The sequence below is a fragment of the Cedecea selenatireducens genome, assembly GCF_042138895.1.
In the GTDB taxonomy this organism is placed as follows: Bacteria; Pseudomonadota; Gammaproteobacteria; order Enterobacterales; family Enterobacteriaceae; genus Cedecea; species Cedecea selenatireducens.
On record NZ_JBHIKW010000017.1, the window covers coordinates 12,546 to 38,027 of the forward strand.

The 25,482-nt window shown below is 56.4% G+C and carries 18 protein-coding genes; 7 read left to right on the forward strand and 11 right to left on the reverse strand.

Annotation, left to right across the window (positions count from 1 at the left end):
• Positions 1-15: 15 nt before the first annotated feature.
• Complete coding sequence (gene glpG / locus ACE38U_RS20130) at positions 16-837, reverse strand: rhomboid family intramembrane serine protease GlpG (RefSeq protein WP_375530421.1); 822 nt, start codon at positions 835-837, stop codon at positions 16-18.
• 278 nt (positions 838-1,115) lie between these two features.
• Positions 1,116-1,442: a thiosulfate sulfurtransferase GlpE gene (gene glpE / locus ACE38U_RS20135; protein ID WP_008457894.1), complete on the reverse strand. Its 327-nt coding sequence runs from the start codon at positions 1,440-1,442 to the stop codon at positions 1,116-1,118.
• 195 nt (positions 1,443-1,637) lie between these two features.
• On the opposite strand from glpE, the gene glpD reads away from it, so the two are divergent.
• Complete coding sequence (glpD, locus tag ACE38U_RS20140) at positions 1,638-3,146, forward strand: glycerol-3-phosphate dehydrogenase (protein ID WP_375530422.1); 1,509 nt, start codon at positions 1,638-1,640, stop codon at positions 3,144-3,146.
• A 109-nt stretch (positions 3,147-3,255) separates the two neighbouring features.
• Here the strand turns inward: glpD and malT are convergent, their stop codons facing one another.
• On the reverse strand, positions 3,256-5,961 hold the full coding sequence (gene malT, locus ACE38U_RS20145) for an HTH-type transcriptional regulator MalT (RefSeq protein ID WP_375530423.1): 2,706 nt from the start codon (positions 5,959-5,961) through the stop codon (positions 3,256-3,258).
• A 421-nt stretch (positions 5,962-6,382) separates the two neighbouring features.
• Between malT and malP the strand changes: the two genes are divergently transcribed.
• Together malP and malQ are read left to right on the forward strand one after the other, a co-directional pair.
• Positions 6,383-8,785 (forward strand): maltodextrin phosphorylase, encoded by a 2,403-nt coding sequence (gene malP / locus ACE38U_RS20150; RefSeq protein ID WP_375530424.1) that lies wholly within the window; start codon positions 6,383-6,385, stop codon positions 8,783-8,785.
• Positions 8,786-8,794: 9 nt separating this feature from the next.
• The gene (malQ, locus tag ACE38U_RS20155) at positions 8,795-10,873 is read left to right on the forward strand and encodes a 4-alpha-glucanotransferase (protein WP_375530425.1); all 2,079 of its coding nucleotides are present in this window, start codon (positions 8,795-8,797) and stop codon (positions 10,871-10,873) included.
• 122 nt (positions 10,874-10,995) lie between these two features.
• Here malQ and nfuA read toward each other — a convergent pair whose 3' ends face one another.
• Positions 10,996-11,571, reverse strand: a complete 576-nt coding sequence (nfuA, locus tag ACE38U_RS20160; RefSeq protein WP_008457887.1) for a Fe-S biogenesis protein NfuA — start codon at positions 11,569-11,571, stop codon at positions 10,996-10,998.
• Between the two features lie 58 nt (positions 11,572-11,629).
• Positions 11,630-12,313, reverse strand: a complete 684-nt coding sequence (gntX, locus tag ACE38U_RS20165) for a DNA utilization protein GntX (RefSeq protein ID WP_375530426.1) — start codon at positions 12,311-12,313, stop codon at positions 11,630-11,632.
• Positions 12,314-12,351: 38 nt separating this feature from the next.
• Here gntX and bioH point away from each other — a divergent pair, with 38 nt between their 5' ends.
• The gene (gene bioH / locus ACE38U_RS20170; protein ID WP_375530427.1) at positions 12,352-13,125 is read left to right on the forward strand and encodes a pimeloyl-ACP methyl ester esterase BioH; all 774 of its coding nucleotides are present in this window, start codon (positions 12,352-12,354) and stop codon (positions 13,123-13,125) included.
• 42 nt (positions 13,126-13,167) lie between these two features.
• On the opposite strand, the gene feoC is transcribed toward bioH, so the two are convergent.
• The 5 genes from feoC to greB all read right to left on the reverse strand — a co-directional run bounded on the left by feoC (position 13,168) and on the right by greB (position 19,384).
• Entirely contained in the window at positions 13,168-13,404 is a 237-nt protein-coding gene (gene feoC / locus ACE38U_RS20175; protein ID WP_038478024.1) for a [Fe-S]-dependent transcriptional repressor FeoC, read from the reverse strand.
• A gap of 9 nt (positions 13,405-13,413) precedes the next feature.
• Entirely contained in the window at positions 13,414-15,732 is a 2,319-nt protein-coding gene (gene feoB / locus ACE38U_RS20180) for a Fe(2+) transporter permease subunit FeoB (protein ID WP_375530428.1), read from the reverse strand.
• A 52-nt stretch (positions 15,733-15,784) separates the two neighbouring features.
• Positions 15,785-16,009, reverse strand: a complete 225-nt coding sequence (feoA, locus tag ACE38U_RS20185) for a ferrous iron transporter A (protein WP_038478030.1) — start codon at positions 16,007-16,009, stop codon at positions 15,785-15,787.
• Positions 16,010-16,459: 450 nt separating this feature from the next.
• A complete protein-coding gene (locus ACE38U_RS20190) occupies positions 16,460-18,793 on the reverse strand; it encodes a Tex family protein (protein ID WP_375530429.1) in 2,334 nt (777 codons plus the stop codon).
• Between the two features lie 111 nt (positions 18,794-18,904).
• Positions 18,905-19,384 (reverse strand): transcription elongation factor GreB, encoded by a 480-nt coding sequence (gene greB / locus ACE38U_RS20195; RefSeq protein ID WP_038478036.1) that lies wholly within the window; start codon positions 19,382-19,384, stop codon positions 18,905-18,907.
• A 238-nt stretch (positions 19,385-19,622) separates the two neighbouring features.
• Between greB and ompR the strand changes: the two genes are divergently transcribed.
• Positions 19,623-20,342 (forward strand): osmolarity response regulator transcription factor OmpR, encoded by a 720-nt coding sequence (gene ompR / locus ACE38U_RS20200; RefSeq protein ID WP_001157751.1) that lies wholly within the window; start codon positions 19,623-19,625, stop codon positions 20,340-20,342.
• The gene (gene envZ, locus ACE38U_RS20205) at positions 20,339-21,688 is read left to right on the forward strand and encodes a two-component system sensor histidine kinase EnvZ (protein WP_176981994.1); all 1,350 of its coding nucleotides are present in this window, start codon (positions 20,339-20,341) and stop codon (positions 21,686-21,688) included. Before ompR ends, envZ begins: the two co-directional genes overlap by 4 nt.
• 66 nt (positions 21,689-21,754) lie before the next feature.
• Here envZ and pckA read toward each other — a convergent pair whose 3' ends face one another.
• Positions 21,755-23,374, reverse strand: a complete 1,620-nt coding sequence (pckA, locus tag ACE38U_RS20210; RefSeq protein WP_038478047.1) for a phosphoenolpyruvate carboxykinase (ATP) — start codon at positions 23,372-23,374, stop codon at positions 21,755-21,757.
• A 325-nt stretch (positions 23,375-23,699) separates the two neighbouring features.
• Here pckA and ACE38U_RS20215 point away from each other — a divergent pair, with 325 nt between their 5' ends.
• Positions 23,700-25,448 (forward strand): DUF4153 domain-containing protein, encoded by a 1,749-nt coding sequence (locus ACE38U_RS20215; protein WP_375530430.1) that lies wholly within the window; start codon positions 23,700-23,702, stop codon positions 25,446-25,448.
• Positions 25,449-25,482 lie beyond the last annotated feature (34 nt).

Below are 25,482 nucleotides of genomic sequence, written 5' to 3' on the forward strand. Positions count from 1 at the left end.
GCTACTCCAGCATTTTTATGTTCGTTTTCGCGCATTCAGGGTATCTACCAGCGCCATCGCCAGCCCGACCAGCATGCCGGTCAGGTGGGCTGGAATAACGGCTGACTGAGTAAAGACCTCAATAACCAGCCAGATGACAGCAAAGGCCAGCAGGCCACGCTGCATCTGTAGCCCGCTGTCGGGATCCCGCTCTCCGCGCAGCCAGACATAGCCCATCAGCGCAAACACCGTTCCCGACAGGCCGCCAAAAAGCGGGCCGGTAAATTTCGCCTGCATAAAGCCGCTCAGCAGGGTGGAGATAAGCGTCAGCGTCAGCAGCTTGCCGGTGCCGAGGCGTTTTTCCAGCGCACCGCCTAAATACCACCACCATAGTAGGTTAAAGAGGATATGCATCAAGGAGAAATGCAGTAGTCCATGCGTGAAATAGCGCCAGAACTCAAAGCGCTGCTCGGGCACGAGCGGCCAGCCAAGTACGGAAATCACCGGGCCGAAGCCTACGATATTCAGCAGCACAAAAAGCGCGATACACAGGCCGATAACGAGGAGGGTTAGCGGCCCGGCACGCTCTTTGATGGTGGCGAAGAACGGATAGCGTTTATAGCTGAAGCTTACGCCGCTGTGGCCGGTGCTCCAGCTGGCGGCCTGATAGCGCGGGTCGCCAGGATTTGCGACAAACCTTTCCAGCTCTGCGCGCACAATCTGCACCTGGCTTTCATCCGCCAGCCAGACATCGCTTTGAGTATGCTGCTGAATAGTAAGAATAACGCCCTGAGTTGCCATGTAATCGACAAAAGCCTGCGCAACGCGCGGGTTGGCGAAAGAGGTAATCATGATCATGAAAGTTTAACCAACTTCGTCTATTTACCCGTCATACTTCGAGCCGTAGGGGCACCGTCTTCACTCAGCTATTCGGCTCATCCATGAGCCTCACCCTTTCAGGGCCGCTGCTGGCAGCGTTCAAATCTGCTCCCGGCAGATTTGTCACCTCAGTCACTTACTTTATGTAAGCTCCTGAGCGTGAGCTCACTTGCCGCCTTCCTACGACTCAAATTATCCAGGGTAAAGCTTTTATTAGGACAAGCAGTATACCCGCAGGGAGCGAAAACGGCTGAACTTTACGCGCCGTGAGCGACTTCGGCCGGGAAGTGACGGTGCCAGGCGTCAAAGCCACCGTCGATGCTATAGACCTGGTCATAGCCCTGCTGCAGCAGATATTGAGCGGCGCCTTTGCTGCTGTTGCCGTGGTAGCACATCACCATCACCGGCGTGTCGAAGTCGGTTTGCTGCATAAAATTCACCAGCGTGTCGTTGGTGAGGTGGTAAGCCCCCGGCGTGTGTCCCATGGCAAAGCTCTGCGGATCGCGGATGTCCACTAATACCGCCTGCTGCTGCTGGAGTTTCTGGTGTGCTTCTTCCACACCAATACATTCAAATTGATCCATGGTTTTACTCGTCGAGAAAGAAAGGAAACAAGGGGCATGTTAAGGCATAGCGCCCCGCTGGCGCTGATATTAACGCCAATATGTTATCCATATCACGTAGAAATGTTTTTATTTCGTTACCAAAGCGGACGAACACTTGCTATTATGAGCGATATCGAACATTTTTGAGCTTTAACGAAAGTGCGTGAGGGCAACATGGAAACCAAAGATCTGATTGTTATTGGCGGTGGAATCAACGGCGCCGGTATTGCGGCGGATGCCGCTGGCCGCGGGTTATCCGTGTTAATGCTGGAGGGACAGGATCTGGCCTGTGCCACTTCCTCCGCCAGCTCCAAGCTGATTCACGGCGGCCTGCGCTATCTGGAACATTACGAGTTTCGACTGGTTAGTGAAGCCCTGGCCGAGCGTGAAGTGCTGCTGAAAATGGCACCGCATATTGCCTTCCCGATGCGCTTTCGTTTGCCGCACCGCCCGCATCTTCGCCCGGCGTGGATGATCCGTACCGGCCTGTTTATGTACGACCATCTGGGCAAACGCACCAGCCTCCCGGCTTCTGCCAGCCTGCGTTTTGGCGCAGACTCCGTGCTGAAGCCTGAAATCGTGCGCGGTTTCGAATATTCCGACTGCTGGGTGGATGACGCTCGCCTGGTGCTGGCCAATGCCCAGATGGTGACCCGCAAAGGCGGTGAGGTGAAAACCCGTACCCGCGCTATTAAAGCGACTCGTGAAAACGGCATGTGGGTGGTTGAAGCGCAGGACATTGATACCGGCGAAACCTTCACCTGGCGTGCGAAAGGCCTGGTAAACGCTACCGGTCCGTGGGTGAAAACCTTCTTTGACGAAGGCCTGCAGTTGCCGTCGCCTTACGGTATCCGCCTGATCAAAGGCAGCCACATTGTGGTGCCACGCGTGCATACCCAGAAGCAGGCCTACATCCTGCAAAACGAAGACAAACGAATCGTGTTTGTAATCCCGTGGATGGATGAGTTCTCCATCATCGGCACCACGGACGTGGAGTACCACGGCGACCCGAAAGCGGTGCAAATTGACGATAAAGAAGTGAGCTATCTGCTGAACGTTTACAACGCTCACTTCAAAAAGACGCTAACCAAAGACGATATCGTCTGGACCTATTCTGGCGTGCGCCCGCTGTGTGACGACGAGTCGGATTCTCCGCAGGCCGTAACCCGCGATTACACCCTGGATATCCATGACGAAAACGGCCAGGCTCCGCTGCTGTCGGTCTTCGGCGGCAAGCTGACCACCTACCGTAAGCTGGCCGAGCACGCGCTGGATAAGCTTGAGCGTTACTACCCGAATATCGGCCCGGCCTGGACTAAAGAGAGCCGTCTGCCCGGCGGTGATATCGGCGGCGATCGCGATGACTACGCGGCAAAACTACGCCGTCGTTACGGTTTCCTGACCGAAAGCCTTGCCCGCCGCCTGGCGCGTACCTACGGCAGCAACAGCGATCTGGTGCTGGGCGATGCCAAAAGCCTGAGTGATTTGGGCGAAGAGTTTGGCCATGAGTTTTACGAAGCCGAGCTGCGCTACCTGGTCGAGCACGAGTGGGTAAAATGCGCGGAAGACGCGCTCTGGCGCCGTACCAAGCTGGGTATGTGGCTGAATGAAGAGCAGCAGACTCGGGTGTCGCAGTGGCTGGTAAAGCAGGCGGCTAAAGCGGGATTGTCGCTGGCGTCTTAAATAGCTTTGAACCGGTAATATTGTTTTGGGCTTTCCCCTCACCCGAATCCTCTCCCTAAAAGTGAGAGGGCGGGGTGAGGGTTAGAACCCGTCTCCAGAATCTTTCCAGCTAAACCCCATACCCCATCATCTTCAGCAATTTCTGCGCATGCTGTACCGCGTCCTGACGATGCGCCACGCCGAGCTTCTGATACAGATTTCGGATATGCGTTTTAATGGTCGTTGCCGCGACGTCCAGCTCCCCGGCGATCTGCTCGTTGCTGTAGCCTGAGTAAATCAGCCCCAGTACCTGCCACTCTCGCTGCGTCAGCGGGCTGGTGCGGATAAGCTCCGGTACTTCCGGGTGGTTAAGCAAGCGGTTCACAAAGCTTTCGTCAAAGTGAGCAAACTTGTGGCGATGATGCTGGTTTATCTCGCGCAGGATGCGCTGAGCGCGATGCTGGTCCAGCTCCGGCAGCGTGTTGAGCTGAATGAGCTGGCGCAGCTGCTGCGCCATGGCTTCCCCTTCAATCACGAAGTGGCTGATGAACCCCGTGCGGTTTGCCAGCGACAGCGCTTCCAGCAGCACACGCTGAGCGTCACTTTTACGCCCTGACTGCCAGTAAAGCTGGTTTAGCAGCAGCAGGTTGCGGTTGAGGTCGCTCATCAGGCGCAGGCTGCGGGCGTTTTCGTTTAGCTCTTCCAGCACCATTTCTGCCGGCTCGTACTCGCCCAGCAGGATTTGCACACGGGCGATGTTACGCCACTGGCTTTGCAGGAAGTGGTTATTGGCAAATTCAGGCTTTGGCGTCAGGCGCAGCCAGTTGGCCGCCGACTTCTTATCCCCGGTCATTTGCCAGTAAATCACCCGCACCTTATCGGCGTTAGAGACCCAGTCGCTGTGCCAGGGACCGTTCCCAAGCAAATTTTCAAGGCGGTTAAGGTGATTCCGGGCATTATCCAGGTCACCACGTGCCAGAGAACACTGCACCAGCAGCGCTAGGCACTGCAGCTGTTGCTGTGGCTGGAAGCTGGAAAGCACCTCCATTCCGCTGCGTGCTGCCGCTTCGGCTTCATCCAGCCGTGCCCATGCCCAGAGCAGTTGAGCGCGGATGCGCTGCAGGAACTCATGCAGCGGTAGCTGTTCGAGGTGCTGTTCGCGGATCAGCACAAAAGCTTTTTCCTGCGTTTCCCAGGCGGCCTGCAGGAACCCCTGAGCCAGCAGAATCTCGCTTTGCTGAATCAGGCTCCATAAAGCGTAATGCCAGACATCGTGGCGGCGTGCCATCTGCTCTGTTTGCTGCATAACGGAGAGCGATTTAGTGAGATCGCCCTTGCAGTGCAGCACCTCGCCGTGAACCGAGGTGGCGACTATGCGGCTGTAAAAATTGGCCAGCGGCAGCATTTCCAGCGCCACCATTGCCAGACGTTCGGCTTCTGCCGGGTCACCCGCGTTGATGGCGACCTGGGCCCGCAGGGCGTTGAATTCGCCGTGCAGCGTGTCGTCGATAACCAAATTCATTTCCTGCTCGGCTCTCGCCAGCAGGGTGTTTACTTCGCTGTAGCGGTGCTGACTTTGCATCAGCCAGGCCTGCAGCAGCACAAGTTTGGGGTTTTCCAGCAGGCTTTCCCACGGCAGCGCCTTGAGCGACTCTTCCAGCAGCGTCAGTTCGCTATGGTTAAACAGCGCCCATGCGTGGCCCAGCAGAATATCGCGCAGCATATTGGCATCGCCCGCCGCCAGCGCGTGGTGAATCGCCTCGCTGGGGAATCCTTGTTCCATCCAGCTTTTGGCCGCGGCGCGGTGAATATCCGGCAGCTCTGCGGCCAGCTCCCACTGGCAGCGCTGGCGCAGGAAGCTGCCAAACAGCGGGTGGAAACAGAACCATTCGCCGGAGTCGTCCATGCGCTGCAGGAACAGGCCCTGGCGCTCGGTCTCTTCGAGGCGCATCTGACCATTTTCTTCGCCGGTCACCTGGACTATCAGCGCGTCATTCATCGAGCGCAGAATAGAGCTTTTTAACAGGAAGTTGCGGGTGTCGGCATCAACGTTATTCAGCACCTCATCCACCAGATAGTCTGAAAGATGGCTGGCGTTAATCCCCGACAGCCGGCGTGCGGAATGCTGGGCCGGCGTATTGCTCTGGCGAGCGGACAGGGCAATCAGCTGCAGGGCGGTGACCCAGCCGGCAACGTCATCACAAAGGCGGCTGCTGTCCGCTTGCTCGATAGGCGTAGCCAGGCGGTTATCAAAGAATTGTTTGGTTTCCTGATGCGTGAAGGCGAGCTGCTGGCTGCCGATTTCCAGCAGTTGGTCGCGAACGCGGAGGTTGGCGATACCAAGCTGCGGCAGGTTGCGCGACAGGATCACCAGCGTCAGGTTTTCCGGCTGGTGGCGAATGAAAAAGCGCATCGCTTCATGAATCACCGGGTTGGCAATCAGGTGGTAATCATCAATCACCAGATACAGCGGTTTATCCCATCCCGCCAGCTCGATGAAAAGTTGGGAAAAAAGCGAGGACAGGCTGGCATATTGCCGTTTTTGCGCCATGATTTCGCTACTTATACAGTGCCCGCCGGTAGCGTGCTGCACGGCGGCAATCAGGTAGCTGGCAAAGCGCTCCTGCTGGTTATCGCCTTCGTCGAGCGAGTACCAGCCCAGCTCTTTTCGCCCGGCCGCCCACTGTGAGACCAGCGTCGTTTTACCATAACCGGCAGGGCTGGCGATCAGCGCTAAGCGGTAGTTGGCGGCGGTCGAAAGCTTCACCAACAGGCGATCGCGAACCACAGTGTTTTCCAGCCGAACAGGGCGACTTAATTTGGATGGGATTAACATAGTTGATCACTTCACTGTGTATAAATTTCCCCGGCATCATCCGCGCCGCAGGGCGGAATTACCGCGTTGCAGAAGGAATCATGGAGGGAAAAGTTCAAGGATGCGATTTTTTTTACGCTTCGTAATTAATGCTTACGGATAAGGTCGGCCAGAATGTCGCTTATTGCAAGGTTGTTGAACTTTCCGTGCTCGGTAAGTTGCACCCTGTCACAGTTCCATTTTTTTCATGAAGACGATTGCTCACTCCTTGCGCCGGCAAGACTGAAACCTGTTACATCGCCGCACAGAGTGGCAGAGATCACATTTTTCGCTCATCCTCGCAACTCCTCCCCGCCTAATCCGCGCCGGGATGAGGAAGTCACCCAGGCTGCCCGGCACACTAACGGGTAATGATTTTCGAACATTACAGGACCGATTTCCTATGTCACAGCCGATCTTCAGTAAAGAACAGTTCCAGTCCGCTCTGACGCGCCAGTGGCAGCGTTACGGCCTTAATGATGCCAGTGAAATGACCCAGCATCAGTGGTGGCACGCGGTTAGCGGCGCGCTGGCAGAGCTATTAGCGGCTCAGCCGGTAGCAAAACCTGAGAATAAACAGCGTCATGTTAACTACATCTCGATGGAGTTTCTGATTGGCCGCCTGACCGGGAATAACCTGCTTAACCTCGGCTGGTTCTCCGAGGTGAGCGACGTGCTGAAGGGTTACCAGATTAACCTCACGGATTTGCTGGAAGAAGAGACGGATCCGGCTTTAGGAAACGGCGGGTTAGGGCGCCTGGCGGCCTGCTTCCTGGACTCGATGGCTACGGTCGGGCAGTCGGCTATTGGCTATGGCCTGAATTATCAGTACGGCCTGTTCCGCCAGTCCTTTAAGGACGGCAAGCAGATGGAAGCCCCGGATGACTGGCAGCGCGGCAGCTACCCCTGGTTCCGCCACAACGGCGCGCTGGACGTGCAGGTTGGGGTCGGCGGTAAAGTGGTTAAAAGCGGGAAAAATCAGCGCTGGGAACCGGCCTTTATTTTCCAGGGCGAAGCGTGGGATTTACCGGTGCTGGGCTACCGCAACGGCGTGGCGCAGCCGCTGCGCCTGTGGCAGGCAAAACATGCTCATCCGTTCGATCTGACGAAATTTAACGACGGTGAATTCCTTAAGGCCGAACAGCAGGGCATTGACGCCGAGAAGCTGACCAAGGTGCTTTACCCGAACGACAACCACCTGAACGGCAAAAAGCTACGCCTGATGCAGCAATATTTCCAGTGTGCCTGCTCGGTGGCGGACATACTGCGCCGTCATCATCTGGCGGGCCGCAAGCTCGCCGAGCTGCCGGATTACGAAGTTATCCAGCTCAACGATACTCACCCAACTATCGCAATCCCGGAGCTGCTTCGCGTGCTGATTGACGAGCATCAGCTTAGCTGGGATGACGCCTGGGCGATAACCAGCCACACCTTCGCCTACACCAACCACACCCTGATGCCGGAAGCCTTAGAGTGCTGGGACGAGAAGCTGGTTAAGGCGCTCTTGCCGCGTCATATGCAAATCATCAATGAAATCAACAAGCGCTTTAAGGTGCTGGTCGACAAAACGTGGCCGGGTGATGAAGCCGTTTGGGCGAAGCTCGCCGTGGTGCATAACAAACAGGTGCGTATGGCAAACCTGTGCGTGGTGGGGGGCTTTGCGGTTAACGGCGTTGCCGCACTGCACTCTGAGCTGGTGGTCAAAGATCTGTTCCCGGAATACCACCAGCTGTGGCCGAACAAATTCCACAACGTCACGAACGGCATTACGCCACGCCGCTGGATCAAGCAGTGCAACCCGGCGCTTGCCGGGCTGTTCGACAAGACGCTGAAGAAAGAGTGGGCGAACAATCTCGACGTGCTGGAAGGGTTGGAGAAGCACGCCGATAACGCCAAATTCCGCCAGACCTGGCGCGAAATCAAATACCAGAACAAGGTGAAGCTGGCGGCCTTTGTGAAGGCTCGTACCGGGATTGTGATTAGCCCGGATGCGTTGTTCGATGTGCAAATCAAGCGTTTGCATGAGTACAAGCGCCAGCATCTCAACCTGCTGCATATCCTGGCGCAGTACAAAGAGATCCGCGAAAACCCGAAAGCAGACCGCGTGCCGCGCGTTTACCTGTTTGGCGCGAAGGCAGCTCCGGGATATTACCTGGCAAAAAATATTATCTTTGCGATCAACAAGGTGGCCGAGGCGATCAATAACGATCCGCTGGTGGGCGACAAGCTGAAGGTCGTTTTCCTGCCGGACTACTGCGTGTCTGCGGCGGAAATCATGATCCCGGCGGCCGATATCTCCGAGCAGATTTCGACCGCGGGCAAAGAAGCTTCCGGCACGGGCAACATGAAGCTGGCGCTGAACGGTGCGCTGACGGTGGGCACGCTGGACGGCGCCAACGTTGAAATCGCTGAGAAAGTGGGTGAAGAGAATATCTTTATTTTTGGCCACACCGTCGAGCAGGTTAAAGCCCTGAAAGCCAAAGGCTATGACCCGGTGAAATGGCGCAAAAAAGATAAAGTGCTGGATGCGATCCTCAAAGAGCTGGAGCAGGGGAAATACAGCGAGGGCGACAAACACGCCTTTGACCAGATGCTGCACAGCATCGGCAAAGAGGGCGGCGACCCTTATCTGTTGATGGCGGACTTTACCGCCTACGCCGAAGCGCAGAAGCTCGCCGACAAGATTTATCTCGACCAGGAGGCGTGGACGCGCGCGGCCATTCTGAACAGCGCCCGCTGCGGCATGTTCAGCTCCGACCGCTCAATTCGCGATTACCAGCAACGTATCTGGCAGGCAAAACGCTAAGGGAGTGCCATGGAACGCAAACGTCTTGATAGCGCCGCGCTGGCGGCCGGTATCAGCCCGAACTACATCAATGCCCATGGCAAACCGCAGGATATTCCTGCCGAGACAAAGCTGCGCCTGCTCGAGGCCATGAACCGCACCGTTGTGCCGAAGCAGGTACCCACGCCGGTGCCCGTTGTGCAGGTTTTCACCGCGGGACAGCGGATGCAGCTGGCGCTGGAAGGCGAAGGGGAGTTTAGCTGGCAGCTGACTACCGAAGAAGGATATGTCCATCACGGGCATGCCTCCGGCGGTAAGAAATTATCGCTGCCGACGAAGCTGCCGGAGGGATATCACTCTCTGGTGGTGACCCAGCAAAAGCAAAGCTGGGCTAGCCGCATTATCGTCGCGCCGCCGCGCTGCTATGAGCCCGCTGCCTTGCTGCAGGGCAAAAAACTGTGGGGCGCGTGCGTGCAGCTGTATACGCTGCGTTCTGAGGCGAACTGGGGCATCGGCGACTTTGGTGACCTGAAGCAGATGCTGGCGGATGTGGCAAAGCGTGGCGGGGCATTTATCGGCCTCAACCCGATTCATTCGCTTTATCCTGCGAACCCGGAAAGCGCCAGCCCGTACAGCCCCTCGTCTCGCCGCTGGCTGAATATCATCTACATCGACGTTAATGCGTTAGAGGATTTTCAGAGCAGTAAAGCGGCGCAGGCGTGGTGGAAAAAATCCGCCGTCCAGCAACGGCTAAAAGCCGCGAGAGATGCCGAATGGGTGGATTACTCCGCCGTCACGGCCCTTAAAATTGCGGCACTGCGTCTGGCGTGGCAGCAATTCTCGCTGCGTAAAAGCAATGATGAGCAGGTTATCGAGTTTGACCGCTTCATCGCTGAAGGCGGTGAAGGACTTTTCTACCAGGCCGCCTATGATGCGCTACATGCCAGTCAGGTTAGCGAAGATGTTGGCCGCTGGGGCTGGCCGGTGTGGCCTGAGGGCTATCGTGATGCCCACAGCCCGGAGGTCAAAAAGTTCTGCGAGGTGCATCGCGATGAGGTTAACTTCTGGCTTTGGTTGCAGTATCTCGCCTGGCGTCAGTTTAAGGCGTGCTGGGATGCCAGCCAGCATGACGAGATGCCGATTGGCCTCTATCGCGATCTCGCGGTGGGCGTGGCGGAAGGCGGATCTGAAACCTGGTGCGACCGTGAACTTTACTGCCTGAAGGCTTCTGTCGGTGCCCCGCCGGATATTCTTGGCCCGCTGGGGCAAAACTGGGGCCTGCCGCCAATGGACCCCCATGTCATGGTCGCTCGAGCCTATCAGCCTTTTATCGAGCTGCTTCGCGCCAATATGACCCACTGCGGCGCGCTGCGTATCGACCACGTGATGTCGATGCTGCGGCTGTGGTGGATCCCTTACGGCGAAACGGCGGATAAGGGCGCTTACGTCCAGTATCCGGTCGACGATTTGCTGTCTATTCTTGCGCTTGAGAGCCAGCGTCACCGCTGCATGGTGATAGGTGAAGACCTTGGCACGGTGCCGGTTGAAATCGTCGGCAAGCTTCGCGACAGCGGCGTTTACTCTTACAAAGTGCTGTACTTCGAGCACGACGGGGAGAAGCAGTTTAAGGCGCCGGCTTCATGGCCGAGGCAGTCGATGGCGGTCGCCACGACGCACGACCTGCCAACGCTTCGCGGTTACTGGAACAGCGGAGATTTAACGCTGGGTAAAACGCTGGGTCTCTATCCGGATGAAGAGGTGCTGGCGGGGCTGTATGAAGACCGTGAGCGAGCTAAACAGGGCTTGCTGGAGGGGTTGCATAAGTACGGCTGCTTGCCGCAGCGGGCAGGGCATAAAGCAGCATTAATGACGATGACCGACACCCTCAACCGTGGCATGCAGCGTTACATCGCCGACAGCCATAGCGCGTTACTGGGGCTGCAGCCGGAGGACTGGCTTGATATGGCCGAGCCGGTGAATATTCCAGGGACCAGCGATCAGTATAAAAACTGGCGTCGGAAGCTAACCCGCTCGCTGGAGGCGATGTTTGCCGATGAACGAGTGAACAGGCTGCTGAAGGATTTGGATAAGCGGCGTAAGAAAGCGTAATTTGACGACCCTCACCCTAACCCTCTCCCTGGAAAGGAGAGGGAACAGCATGGTGAAACCTACGAGATCTCTTTCCTCCCTCTCCCCTTTGGGGAGAGGGCCGGGGTGAGGGGTTTATCTAATTAGTAATAAGAGTGCTCACCGCGCTGGTGTTCGGTCAGATCACGAACGCCTTTCAGCTCAGGGAACTCAGCCAGAAGCTGTTTCTCGATCCCTTCTTTCAGCGTTACGTCGACCATAGAACAGCCGTTACAGCCGCCGCCAAACTGCAGGATGGCATAGCCTTCGTCGGTAATTTCCATCAGCGTGACGCGGCCACCGTGGCCAGCCAGCTGTGGGTTAACGGTGGCCTGCAGCATGTACTCAACGCGCTCCATCAGCGGTGCATCGTCAGACACTTTACGCATTTTCGCGTTAGGCGCTTTCAGCGTCAGCTGAGAACCGAGCTGATCGGTAACGAAGTCGATTTCGGCGTCTTCGAGGTAAGGGGCGCTCAGCTCATCGACATAGGCGGTTAACTGCTCAAACGGCAGCGCCGTGTCGGTCGCTTCAACCGCATCCGGCGGACAATAAGACACACCACACTCCGCATTCGGGGTGCCAGGATTGATTACGAATACGCGGATTTGCGTCCCTTCTTCCTGATTTGCCAGCAGTTTGGCAAAGTGGGATTGTGCAGCATCGGAAATACGGATCATAACGATTGCTCAATAGTTGACTATTTTAGTCGGTTATAATACGCCCATCGTCGAGGGTCTACAAGGTTCGACACAGGCACCATACCTGGACAGTCGCCGCGCCCTGCTTTTTCAGCAATCGCGCTATCTCCGCAACAGTACTACCCGTCGTCACGACATCATCCACAATAGCCATATGGCGACCCGACACCGGGATTTCAACCCTAAAGATGCCTTTCAAATTCCTCTTTCGCTCTTTGGCCGTTAGCGTGTGCTGCGCCGGTGAAGAACGTATGCGTTTGATGGCAAAAGGGAAATAATTGCAACCCAGCCAGCGAGCCAGTGGGGTAGCAATAAGTGCGCTTTGGTTGTAGCCCCGCCGCCACGCTCTGGCGTGATGTAAAGGCACGCTCAGCACGCTATCGGGCAGTTGAATACGTCCCTTTCGCCTGGATGCTAAAATGCGCAGCAGCAGCAGGCGTGCCAAAGCCGGGGCGAGCGAGGGCGTACCGGTAAATTTCAGGTGATGAATCACTGTGCTTAGCGGCGGCAGATAGTCGGTCACGTAGGTTATTGCGTCCCACTCGGGCATTCGCTGCAGGCAGCGACCGCAGGGCAAACTCCCGCTCAGGGCCGGCAAACCGCACTGTGGGCAGCAGGCCTGTGGCTGAACGAGCGAAGCGGTGCAGCATGAGCAAACTCCCCAGCCTGGGCAGGCAAGCGGTAACTGGCATAGCCAACAGCGGCCAGGGATTGTTAGCATAGCGCTCTCCTTGCTGATGAAAATGAGAACGGTAACCGATGAGCGACCTGTGGTGGCAAACAAAAGGTGAAGGGAATAACGATCTTGTGCTGCTGCACGGATGGGGGCTGAATGCCGGGGTATGGCACAACATAGAAGCCGAACTTGGCTCGCATTTTCGGCTGCACCTGGTCGACCTGCCGGGATACGGCCGGAGCAAAGGTTTTGCTTCACTGACGTTAGAGCAAATGGCTGACATTGTGCTGGCTCAGGCTCCTGAGCGGGCCATCTGGTTAGGCTGGAGTCTTGGCGGGCTGGTGGCTAGCCAGATAGCGCTTGCCAGGCCCGATCGCGTAAAGGCGCTGGTGACGGTAGCCTCCTCGCCGTGTTTTACCGCCGCAGAAGGATGGCCGGGCATTAAACCGGACGTGCTGGCCGGGTTCCAGCGGCAGCTAAGCGAAGACTTTCAGCGCACCGTTGAGCGCTTTTTGGCGCTGCAAACCCTGGGCACGGAAACGGCGCGTCAGGATGCTCGCCTGCTTAAATCTATTGTTCTGGAGCAGCCAATGCCGGATGTGGATGTGCTCAACGGCGGTCTTGAGATCCTGAGAACCGCCGACCTGCGTGCGGGTCTTGCAGAATCAGTTGTACCTCATTTGCGGCTGTATGGCCGGCTCGACGGGCTGGTTCCACGCAAAGTGGTTCCCCTGCTTGATGTCCTGTGGCCGCACTCCAGTTCACTTATTTTCGACAAGGCCGCACACGCGCCCTTTATCTCGCATCCGGCGGAGTTTTGCCAGGCGGTGCTGGAGTGGGAACAGCGTCTTACATAAAAGACGGGCGATAAAAAAGGCGGGGATGGCCCGCCTTCTCTCCTACCTCAGAGCCCAAAGTTCCCGGGCGCACTTTTTCCCCTCAGGGCAGCTTTTACAGCTCCCCGTCAGGCAACTGCTCGGGTCTTCGCTGATGCGCATTGCTTTACCCATGGCTTCCAGGCGATCGAGCATCGCGGCCACCAGCGGCAGGGGCGTAGCAAGCTGCTGGCTTATCTGTTTCGCTTCCAGGCGGCCCTGAAGCGCCAGGGCGTTACGGATATCAATCAGGCTTGCCATAATCGCTCCTTAGTGACAGTCGCCGGCGCTGCTTTGACAGCAGGATGACGGCGTTTTTCTGGTAGCCAGCAGTGAGACATCAACGCGGCTGCGGGCCCGGCGCAGGCCTCCCAGCAGCAGGACGTTGAACAACACGACCGCTAAAATACAGATCAGGCTGAACCTTGGATGTTCGCTGAAGGTGACGCTTTGGTAATACAGCGTAGAGAGCGAGTAGGCGATGTTCAGCCCCCAAAGTACCGAGAATGTCATCCAGCCCCGGCTTGATTCGCGGGCAATCGCGCCCATTACCGAGATGCACGGAATATAGAGCAGGACGAAAATGAGATAGCTGTAGGCGGCGGCTTCGCTACCAAACTTGCTGCTCATGACGCCCATCGGCCCGGAGGACATTTCGCCGTCGCCTTTACTGGCCTCAATCGGGTTCGCCAGCACGCTCAGACTAAAGGTGTTTTTCAGCCCCTGCCAGGTTTCATCGGCGGCGGCACCCAGCTCATCAAGCAGGTTAAAGCTGGCGGCATCAAACTCCTCGTTGTGGATATCTTCGGCGGTATAAAGGGTATTCAGCGTACCGACGACCACTTCTTTTGCCATCGCGCCGGTAAACAGCCCAACGGTGGCCTGCCAGTTGTCGTCGTGGACGCCAATCGGCTTAAGCAGGGGGGTCAACACCCGGCTGACGGAGGCAAGGGCGGAGTCATTTATGTTATCCACCGGCTTGCCGCTAAAGGAGAAGCTGTTCAGTGCGCCGATGAAAATACTCACAATCACGATGACTTTACCGGCGCGAAGCACGAAGCCTTTCAGGCGCTGCCAGGTCTGTAACAGCAGGCTTTTGAGGTGAGGGACGTGGTAAACCGGCAGCTCCATCACGAACGGTGAAGCTTCGCCGCGCATAATTGTGTGCTTCAGCATCAGGCCGGTAAGAATGGCCATTACGATGCCGAGGATGTAGAGCGAGAACACCACCAGCGCGCCTTGCTGACCAAAAAATGCGGCGGCAAATACCGCGAAAATTGCCAGGCGTGCGCCGCAGGACATAAACGGCGCCATCATGATGGTCATCAGCCTTTCGCGCGGAGCGTCAAGGGTACGGGCGCCCATCACCGAAGGTACGTTGCAGCCGAAGCCAACGATCAGCGGCACAAACGATTTACCCGGCAGCCCCAGCGACTGCATCAGGCGGTCCATCACGAAAGCCGCCCGAGCCATGTAGCCGGAGTCTTCGAGGAACGACAAGAACAGGTACATCATGCCGATTTGTGGCACCAGAGGCAGCACGGTGTTGATCCCGCCGCCGATGCCCTGGGCCAGGAATATGGTCAGCCAGTCCGGGAAATGCAGCGTATAGCCAAGCCATTGAATGCCGTGAATAAATATCGCCACCGAGCCGGCGTCAAAAATAGGCTGCAGCGCCCCGCCGATGTTAATCGCCAGCAGGAACATCAGGTACATCACCAGCATAAAGATCGGCAGGCCGAGGTAGCGGTTGAGAATGATTTTATCCATCGCCACCGTCAGGTGGTTCGGCTCGGCGGTCATGCTGTTGCTGACCGCGTCGCAGACTGAAGCGATGCTCTGGTAACGCGCATCGGCAATCAGCAGGGCAGGATCGTCAACGGTTTCTGCGAGGCGCGCGCGGGCAGCGTCAAGTTTGTCTGTGGCATTGCCCGCATAAGCGAGGCTGTAGATATCACCTTCCAGCATCTGCAGCGCCAGCCAGCGGCGTTGTTCAACCGGCATTTCCTGCGGCATGTCCGCGGCCAGGCTTTCCGCCTCTTGCAGTAAAACCTGCGGATAGTGGACCAGTTCGCTTTTTTGGTTGGGCTGTTTGCGGTCAATGGCGAGCTTCAGGCTTTCAATGCCGCGCCCGCGGGTGGACACCAGCGGCACGACCGGGCAGCCAAGACGGGCGGCGAGCGCGTCGATGTCGATGCGAATGGCCTGCTTCTCGGCGATATCCAGCATATTAAGCGCGACCACGCACGGAATGCCCAGTTCGAGCAGCTGCAGCGTCAGGTAGAGGTTGCGCTCAAGGTTTGAAGCATCCACCACGTTAATGAGCAGGTCGGCGTCGCCGCTGAGGATGTAATGACAGGCAATTTGCTCATCGAGCGAAGTCTGCGACGAAATGGTTGTGAGCGAATAGGTGCCGGGCAAATCAACCAGCGTTACCTGGTGCTCAAGCGTGGAAAACTGACCTTCTTTGCGTTCTACGGTGACGCCAGCCCAGTTTCCCACGCGCTGGCGGGCACCCGTCAGCTGATTAAAAAGCGTGGTTTTGCCCGAGTTGGGGTTGCCGATTAAACCTATGGTTAAGTTTTTCATTTTGTTCGTGGACTTCGTTGAGTTTGCAAAAAGCGCGTACGCTCACCCGTCGTTAAACGACAGCTTCGATATTCACCAGCGCGAGATCTTTTTTGCGCAGCACCAGGCTTACGCGGCGAGTTTCGATATGAATAGGATCGCCCAGAGGCGCCACGCGAACTACGTTAAATGAAGATCCCGGCAGCATGCCGAGCGACAATAATTTCTGGCGATAAGCCGGGCTGATTTCATTGGCGAAACCGGTAATTTTCCACGCGCTATTCGGTATGAATTGCATAGGACCTACTTAGAGCTGGGCTCTGCATTGACGCTGACTGAATGAAGGCTTTATCCGCGAGCTATGCGCACGATAAAAGCTGATTACGGCATCGGAAGAAAGAGAAGAAATATCGTTCAACACAATGATAATGAGAATGGTTAACGTCGACAATATTTATTTTTCTTTCAAAATTTTACTGAAATTCTTATTTAAGGGGCATTTAGGGCGCGTGGATTATTTATGGGGTTGCGAGATGTTTTGATTAATTGACTGAAAATTATAGTGATACTTTAATCGTGAAGAAGCGAGAGTGTTATTTTACTATTAACGATGTTACAGGAGTGATAATTACTGGTTTCTTAGTAGGATAAATATTGAAAATTGATTTAAATCAAAATTAAGTTATTTTTCTGCTTCTGGCAGGGCGGTGAAAAATAAATCCTCTCCCCGAAGGGAGAGGAAAGACAATTAACGCTTTTTGCCCATTGCCGCAGCCAGGGCATCCATCATGGCGCTATTTCCACCGCTGGCGTTGTCACGCCCGCGTGGTTTTTGCTGCGCTGCCGGTCTGCCTTTTTGCTCGCGAGGGGCGTTACCGCCGTTACCGCGACGGCTGCCGCTCTCGCCCGGCTGTTCGTCGAGGCGCATGGTTAAGGCGATGCGTTTGCGCTGCAGGTCAACCTCAAGCACTTTGACCTTCACGATATCGCCCGCTTTCACCACTTTGTGCGGATCGTCGATGAACTTGTCGGACAGCGACGAGATGTGAACCAGCCCGTCCTGATGCACGCCAATATCCACAAACGCACCGAAGTTGGTGACGTTGGTCACTGCGCCTTCCAGCACCATGCCCGGCGTCAGGTCGTTCATGGTTTCCACGCCTTCGGCAAACTGTGCGGTTTTAAACTCAGGGCGCGGGTCGCGGCCCGGCTTTTCCAGCTCTTTAATAATGTCCGTCACGGTAGGAACCCCGAAACGCTCATCGGTGAACTGGCTGGCTTTGAGGTCGCGCAGCTCGCTGCTGTTGCCCATTAGATTCTGCAGCGCCTGCTGGGTTGCGGCCAGGATGCGTTCGACTACCGGATAGGCTTCCGGGTGAACGGTAGAGGCATCCAGAGGGTTATCGCCGTGGTTAATACGCAGGAAGCCCGCGCACTGCTCGAAGGCTTTTGGCCCCAGGCGGCTAACTTTCAGCAGCTGCTGGCGGTTCTGGAAGCGGCCGTTTTCGTCGCGCCAGGTGACGATATTCTGCGCCATCATGCGGGTCAGGCCGGCAACGCGGGTTAGCAGCGGCACGGAAGCCGTGTTCAGATCCACGCCAACGGCGTTTACGCAGTCTTCGACTACGGCGTCCAGCTTCCTGGCCAGCTGAGTCTGGCTGACGTCGTGCTGATACTGGCCCACGCCGATAGATTTCGGGTCGATTTTCACCAGCTCGGCCAGCGGATCCTGCAGGCGGCGGGCGATGGAGACGGCCCCGCGGATAGAAACGTCCAGGTCAGGGAACTCCAGCGCTGCCAGTTCGGAAGCAGAGTAGACGGACGCGCCCGCCTCGCTGACGATAACTTTCTGTGCGGTGACTTTCGGGAACTGTTTTTGCACATCCAGGAAGAAGCGCTCGGTTTCGCGGGATGCGGTACCGTTACCGATAGCGACCAGCTCGACGTTGTGCTTCTCGCAAAGTGCAGCCACGGCGACGGCAGCTTTTGCCGCCTGGCCGGTATGCGGATAAATGGTATCGGTGGCAACCAGCTTGCCGGTGGCGTCAACCACCGCGACCTTCACGCCGGTACGCAGGCCTGGATCGAGTCCCATCGTGGCGCGCAGGCCAGCCGGTGCCGCCATCAGCAGGTCATGAAGGTTACGGGCGAAGACGTTAATCGCTTCGTCTTCCGCGCGTTCGCGCACGGTGCCCATCAGCTCGGTTTCAAGATGCATCAGCACCTTGATGCGCCAGGTCCAGCTCACCACGGCCTTGCGCCAGCTATCGGCTGGGGCGTTGTTCAGGCGCAGATTGAGATGGTTGATAATCAGCTGTTCGCAATAGCTCTCGCGCGGTGGCTCATCGAACTGCGGGTCGGCATTCAGCGACAGCTGTAATATGCCTTCATTGCGCCCGCGGAACATCGCCAGCGCGCGGTGGGAAGGAATGGTGGCAATCGCTTCGTGGTGGGCAAAATAGTCGCGAAATTTCGCGCCTTCTTCCTCTTTGCCGCTGACAACGGCCGAGACCAGATGCGCATTTTTCCACAGGTAATCGCGGACTTTGGCCAGCAGCGCGGCGTCTTCAGCGAAACGCTCCATCAGGATGTAGCGTGCGCCGTCCAGCGCGGCTTTGATGTCGGCCACGCCTTTGTCGGCGTCCACGAAGCGGGCAGCTTCCTGCTCCGGGTCGTGTGAAGGTTCGTTCCACAACAAATCAGCCAGCGGCTCAAGGCCTGCTTCGATAGCGATTTGCCCGCGGGTACGGCGCTTGGGTTTATACGGCAGGTAAAGGTCTTCGAGCTCGGTTTTGCTCAGCGTGCCGTTGATGGCACCGGCAAGCTCGTCGCTCAGTTTGCCCTGGTCTGCAATGGATTTGAGAATGGTCTGGCGGCGTTCTTCCAGCTCGCGCAGGTAGCTAAGACGAGTCTCCAGTTGACGCAGTTGCGTGTCATCCAGACCGCCGGTGACTTCCTTACGATAACGTGCGATAAACGGCACGGTATTCCCTTCATCCAGCAGGCGAACGGCAGCTTCTACCTGTTCGTTTCTGGCCTGAAGCTCACCCGCAATAATGCGGCAAAGCGAATCATTCATCATGGCTTTTCATCTGTGTAGTACGGAAAATTCAGCAAACAGTTATACGGATCGGGGCACGAAAATGCCAGCCACCGACCCCCGGATATTGGGTTTCAGACAGTTCTGTGCGAATTATTCAGGTTTAGGATACTCAATTTCATTGACGTACCACTGTGCTTCTCCCGCTGGAGTTTGCACCACGGCTAAATCGCCCACCTCTTTTTTTAGCAGCGCTCGCGCCATCGGCGAGTCGATAGAAATGTAGTCCTTGCGGCCAAAGATCTCGTCGTAGCCGACGATGCGAAAACGCAGCAGGTCGCCGTCGTCGTTTTCTATTTCGACCCACGCGCCAAAGAAGACTTTGCCTTCCTGCTGCGGCGAGTAATCGACAATTTTCAGCCGTTCCAGCGATTTAGTGATGTAGCGAACCCGGCGGTCAATTTCACGCAGGCGTTTTTTGTTGTACTGGTAGTCGGCGTTTTCGCTACGATCGCCAAGGCTGGCGGCCCAGGTCACTTTTTTGGTCACCTCAGGGCGTTCTTCACGCCACAGGTAATCCAGCTCTTTTTTGAGCTTTTCGTAGCCTTCACGGGTGATTAACGGCGTTTTCATCTTTTTGCCCTGCAGCCTGTAAAACCAGAGTGTGATTTAAACCGATGCTCAATGAAGAATGCAACCGGTGCATTTTGGGAAGCAAGTCACCAAATTTTGATTTAAAACGTTGATAACCGACTGTTTAATATGCTTTGTAACAATTTCGACTAGAATGTATACCAGAATTGACTGGTTGTATTAGCGCAGTTTTTTAAGAATACACACTCAACTGTTCGAGCCTTTGGGAGTACAAACGATGCAAGAGAACTATAAAATTCTGGTGGTCGATGACGACATGCGCCTGCGCGCGCTGTTAGAGCGTTATCTCACCGAGCAGGGCTTCCAGGTTCGCAGCGTCGCCAACGCCGAACAAATGGATCGTCTCCTGACCCGTGAATCCTTCCACCTGATGGTGCTGGACCTTATGCTGCCGGGCGAGGATGGTCTCTCTATTTGCCGTCGTCTGCGCAGCCAGAGCAACCCAATGCCGATCATCATGGTGACCGCGAAGGGTGAAGAAGTTGACCGTATTGTCGGTCTGGAAATCGGCGCGGATGACTATATTCCTAAGCCGTTTAACCCGCGTGAGCTGCTGGCCCGTATTCGTGCCGTACTGCGTCGCCAGGCCAACGAACTGCCGGGTGCGCCTTCTCAGGAAGAAGCGGTTATCGCGTTCGGCAAGTTCAAGCTGAACCTCGGCACCCGCGAAATGTTCCGCGAAGACGAGCCAATGCCGTTAACCAGCGGCGAGTTTGCGGTACTGAAAGCGTTGGTAAGCCACCCGCGCGAGCCGCTTTCCCGCGATAAGCTGATGAACCTGGCCCGTGGCCGTGAATACTCCGCGATGGAGCGTTCCATCGACGTACAGATCTCCCGCCTGCGCCGCATGGTGGAAGAGGACCCGGCGCATCCGCGTTATATCCAGACCGTTTGGGGCCTGGGCTACGTCTTTGTCCCGGACGGTTCTAAGGCATGAGGCGAGTTCGCTTCTCACCAAGAAGCTCGTTTGCCCGTACGCTGTTGCTGATCGTCACCTTGCTGTTCGTCAGCCTGGTGACGACCTATCTTGTCGTTCTGAACTTCGCGATTTTGCCGAGCCTGCAGCAGTTTAATAAGGTGCTGGCGTACGAAGTCAGAATGCTGATGACCGACAAACTGCAGCTCGAAGACGGCACCCAACTTGTGGTGCCGCCGGCGTTTCGTCGCGAAATTTACCGCGAGCTGGGTATTTCGCTTTACTCCAACGAGGCGGCGGAAGACGCGGGTCTGCGCTGGGCACAGCACTACGAGTTTCTGAGCCAGCAAATGGCGCAGCAGCTCGGCGGTCCGACCGAAGTGCGCGTTGAGGTGAATAAAAGCTCGCCGGTAGTGTGGCTGAAGACCTGGCTGTCGCCGAACATCTGGGTGCGCGTGCCGCTGACCGAAATTCATCAGGGCGATTTCTCCCCGCTGTTCCGCTACACGCTGGCAATAATGCTGCTGGCGATAGGCGGCGCGTGGCTCTTTATTCGAATACAAAACCGACCGCTGGTCGACCTGGAGCACGCCGCGCTACAGGTCGGTAAAGGAATTATTCCCCCTCCGCTGCGCGAATATGGTGCTTCGGAAGTGAGGTCGGTGACGCGGGCGTTTAACCACATGGCCGCGGGCGTAAAACAGCTGGCCGACGACCGCACGCTGCTGATGGCGGGCGTCAGTCATGACCTGCGTACGCCGCTGACGCGTATTCGTCTGGCAACCGAAATGATGGGGCAGGAAGACGGCTATCTGGCCGAGTCGATCAACAAAGATATCGAAGAGTGTAATGCGATTATCGAGCAGTTTATCGACTATCTGCGCACCGGGCAGGAGATGCCGCTGGAAATGGCAGATCTTAACAGCGTGCTCGGCGAAGTGATTGCTGCCGAAAGCGGCTACGAGCGTGAAATCGACACTGACCTGCAGGACGGCGAGATCCGCCTCAATATTCACCCGCTTTCTATCAAGCGTGCGGTGGCGAATATGGTGGTGAACGCGGCGCGCTACGGTAATGGCTGGATCAAAGTCAGCAGCGGCAGTGAACTAAACCGCGCCTGGTTCCAGGTGGAGGACGATGGCCCGGGCATTGAGCCCGATCAGCTCCAGCATCTGTTCCAGCCGTTTGTGCGTGGCGACAGCGCCCGCAGTACCAGCGGCACCGGGCTGGGCTTAGCTATCGTGCAGCGAATCATCGACAATCATAACGGGATGCTCGATCTCGGGAAAAGCGAGCGCGGCGGGCTGCGTATCCGAGCCTGGTTACCGTTGCCGATAGCCCGGGTTGTGGCCCACAGAGAAAGCTGAGTTGTCGTCAGCCCAATAAAAAACGAACCCCGAGAGGTTCGTTTTTTTTCGCCTTAGTTTTCTGGATTACAGCTTAGGACCGGCTGCTACCAGTGCCGCACCTGCTGGGGTGTCGGTGTACTTCTCGAAGTTTTCCATAAACAGCTTCGCCAGCTGTTCAGCTTTTTCCTGCCACTGCTCCGGAGAGGCGTAGGTGTTACGCGGATCCAGAATCTGGGGATCAACGCCCGCGAGCGAAGTTGGGATCGCGAGGTTAAACATCGGCAGGGTAAAGGTTTCTGCGTCGTCCAGCGAGCCGTCGAGAATAGCGTCGATGATCGCGCGAGTATCTTTAATCGAGATGCGTTTCCCGGTGCCGTTCCAGCCGGTATTCACCAGGTAAGCCTGCGCCCCGGAAGCCTGCATACGCTTCACCAGCACTTCTGCATACTGCGTTGGGTGCAGCGACAGGAACGCCGCGCCAAAGCAGGCGGAGAAGGTTGGCGTTGGCTCGGTCACGCCGCGCTCGGTGCCCGCAAGTTTAGCGGTAAAGCCAGACAGGAAGTGATACTGCGTCTGGTTTGCGGTGAGGCGTGAAACCGGCGGCAGCACGCCGAAAGCGTCGGCGGTCAGGAAGATAACTTTGGTGGCGTGTCCCGCCTTCGACACCGGCTTAACGATGTTGTCGATATGGTAAATCGGGTAGGAAACGCGGGTGTTTTCCGTTTTGGACGCATCATCAAAGTCGATAGTGCCGTCGGCACGGACGGTGACGTTTTCCAGCAGCGCATCGCGGCGGATGGCGTGATAAATATCCGGCTCTGCTTCTTCCGACAGGCGAATGGTTTTGGCATAGCAGCCGCCTTCGAAGTTGAACACGCCGTCATCGTCCCAGCCGTGCTCATCGTCGCCAATCAGGCGGCGTTTTGGGTCGGTGGAAAGCGTTGTTTTACCGGTGCCGGACAGGCCGAAGAACACCGCCACATCACCTTTTTCACCGACGTTTGCCGAGCAGTGCATGGAAGCGATGCCTTTCAGCGGCAGCAGGTAGTTCATGATGGAGAACATGCCTTTTTTCATCTCGCCGCCGTACCAGGTGCCGCCGATAAGCTGCATGCGTTCGGTCAGGTTAAACGCCACAAAGTTTTCGGAGTTCAGGCCCTGTTCTTTCCAGTTCGGGTTGGTACATTTAGCGCCGTTCATCACCACAAAATCAGGCTCAAAGGTTTCCAGCTCTTCGTCCGTGGGGCGAATAAACATGTTCTTAACGAAGTGAGCCTGCCAGGCAACTTCGGTAATAAAGCGTACAGAAAGGCGAGTATCGGCGTTGGCGCCGCAGAAGGCGTCGATGATAAACAGGCGCTTGCCGGAAAGCTGCTGCGTGACCAGGCCTTTCAGATCGTGCCAGGTTTCTTCAGAAAGCGGTTTATTGTCGTTTTTGCCTTTTCCGTTGTCTGACCACCACAGCGTGTCGCGGGTGGTGTCATCGCGAACGATGTATTTATCTTTTGGAGAGCGGCCGGTGAAGATGCCGGTATCAACGGAAACGGCACCTAAGGTGGTGACCACGCCGCGCTCAAAACCTTCCAGTTTTGGGTCGAGCTCTTCGCGGTAGAGGGTATCGTAATCGGGGTTATAGACGACTTCGCTGACGTCATGAATGCCATAAGCCTTGAGATCTTGCGGGGTTATGCCTTTAACTCGCATTTCACTGCTCCTTAGCCAATTTATACTGCCTGATATTGTAGGGTTGTTTAGGGGGGGTTAACCGCGACCACTATCATAAATTTACTCGCCTGCTTAAATTTAACAGGGGAAATGCTTAGGGGATGCCGCAGCGGGGGCAGAGTATGGCAGGAATTCACGGGCTCTCGGGGAAAATATGGCGAATATGTTAACAATTAGGATAAAAACGGAGAACTTTGTGAATGAACGCGCTCTCATACGCAACGCGATGAAACAAGACCGTCATTTGCAGGTCGCAGCCCGCCGTTACACTCAGTCAAAAATCAGCTAATAAGGGATGACTACCATGTTCGTGTCCGAACCGTTACCAAAGGCAACCCGCTGGGGCATTTTGCTGGTGGGGTTTCTTTTAGGCGTGGTGCTGTACCTCACCGAGGGAAATCGAGGCAGCGGCATCTGGCTGCAGGGAGATAGCCAGGCCCTGTACCTTCGTTCTCTTTCCGTGGTGTTCGCAACGACGCTGGCGCTTATCGCTGTACGTTTTAATGGCCTACGGTTCTGGGGGCTGGCGCTTATCCCGCTGCCGGTGGTGGCGCTGATGAGCGGCTGGGTTAACTGGACGACTCAGGGATTGGAGAGCTGGGATCGCCACGATATTGTGCTGGGGTACCAGTGCTCGCTGGCTGCGATGCTCTTTTTAGCCTTGCCGTGGCTGCAGGGACGTCTGCGTTCGAGCGGCGGCTGGGGAGGCTGGCAGGCATTTTACGGCCAGCTCTGGCGTAACGGCATTACGCTGCTGCTGACCGGGCTGCTGGTGCTCTTTTTCTGGGGCGTGCTGGCGCTGTGGGCCGGGTTATTCAAGCTGGTGGATATCACCTTCTTCGACACTCTGTTCTTTAGTTCTTCGGCCTTTGCCTGGATTGCGACCTGTACGGCGGCGGCGCTCGCCGTGACGCTTTGTCGCGACCAGACGCGGGCGATTAACGCGGTAAAACACTTCTTCAGCGTCTTTGCGACCGGCCTTTTGCCGCTGCTGTCGCTGATCTCGCTGATGTTTTTGGCGACGCTGCCGGTGGTTGGCCTCGGGTCTATTTCACAGCATGTGTCCTGCAATGCGTTGCTCAACACCCTCACGCTGATGGTGATGATCGCCGCCGCGGTGGCCTGGCATCCGGAAAGAGAGACTCGGCCTTATCCAGCCTTGCTGGACGGGGCGATTAAGCTGACGTTGCTGCTGTCTCCTGTTTACGCCCTGCTGGCGAGCTATGCGCTGTGGCTACGTGTTTCGTCGTACGGTTGGACGCCATCGCGTGTTTATGCCGCGCTTATCACTCTGACGGTGCTGGTCTGGGCCTTCGGCTACGCGGTAACGTTAATTCGTCAGCGTCGGGAGGCCGTTTTACAGCCGGGATGTATCAATCGTGCGGTGCTTTTACTGGCTCTGTTCCTGCTAGTTGCCGTCAATTCACCACTTTTAGACCCTTACCGCATCAGCGTGAATAACCAGATGGCGCGCTATCATAGCGGTGTTATGAAGCCAGAAAAGATGAGTCTGACGATGCTGCAGTCGTCCGGTAGACGTGGCTATGACGCGATGCGAGAACTGCAAAAAGATCCGGCATTTGTTGCCAGCCCGGAACGTAAAAAGCAGCTCGCAATGCTGCTTAGCGACAGAAAATCGGGCGGGGCTGCGACGATGAAGCTTACCGTTGAGTCGCTGCGTCAGCGCATCGTGCTGGCGGATAAAAATCGCGTGCCGGAAAACTCGTGGTGGCAGGCGATGGTAAAAGACGAAAGCTATCAGGCTCGGGAGTGCCTGGACGATGAGGATAAATGCCTGCTGGTCGGGATGGATCTGAACGGCGATGGTCAGGATGAATGGCTGCTGTGCCAGCCGGAAATGAACTACTGCAAGGTTTACGGAAAAATGGGCGACAGCTGGAAGGATATCGGGCAAGCCCGGGATCTGGATAAAAACCAGATGATGGCCGCGTTAAAGCAGGCGGCTTCCGAAGGCAAGCTCACGGCCGCACCGAAGGTATGGCAGGACGTGATGGTTCAGGGACAGCGGATCAAAGTCGATTATTATCGCTAAAAAAAACGCCTCCGATTAGGAGGCGTTTCAGCTA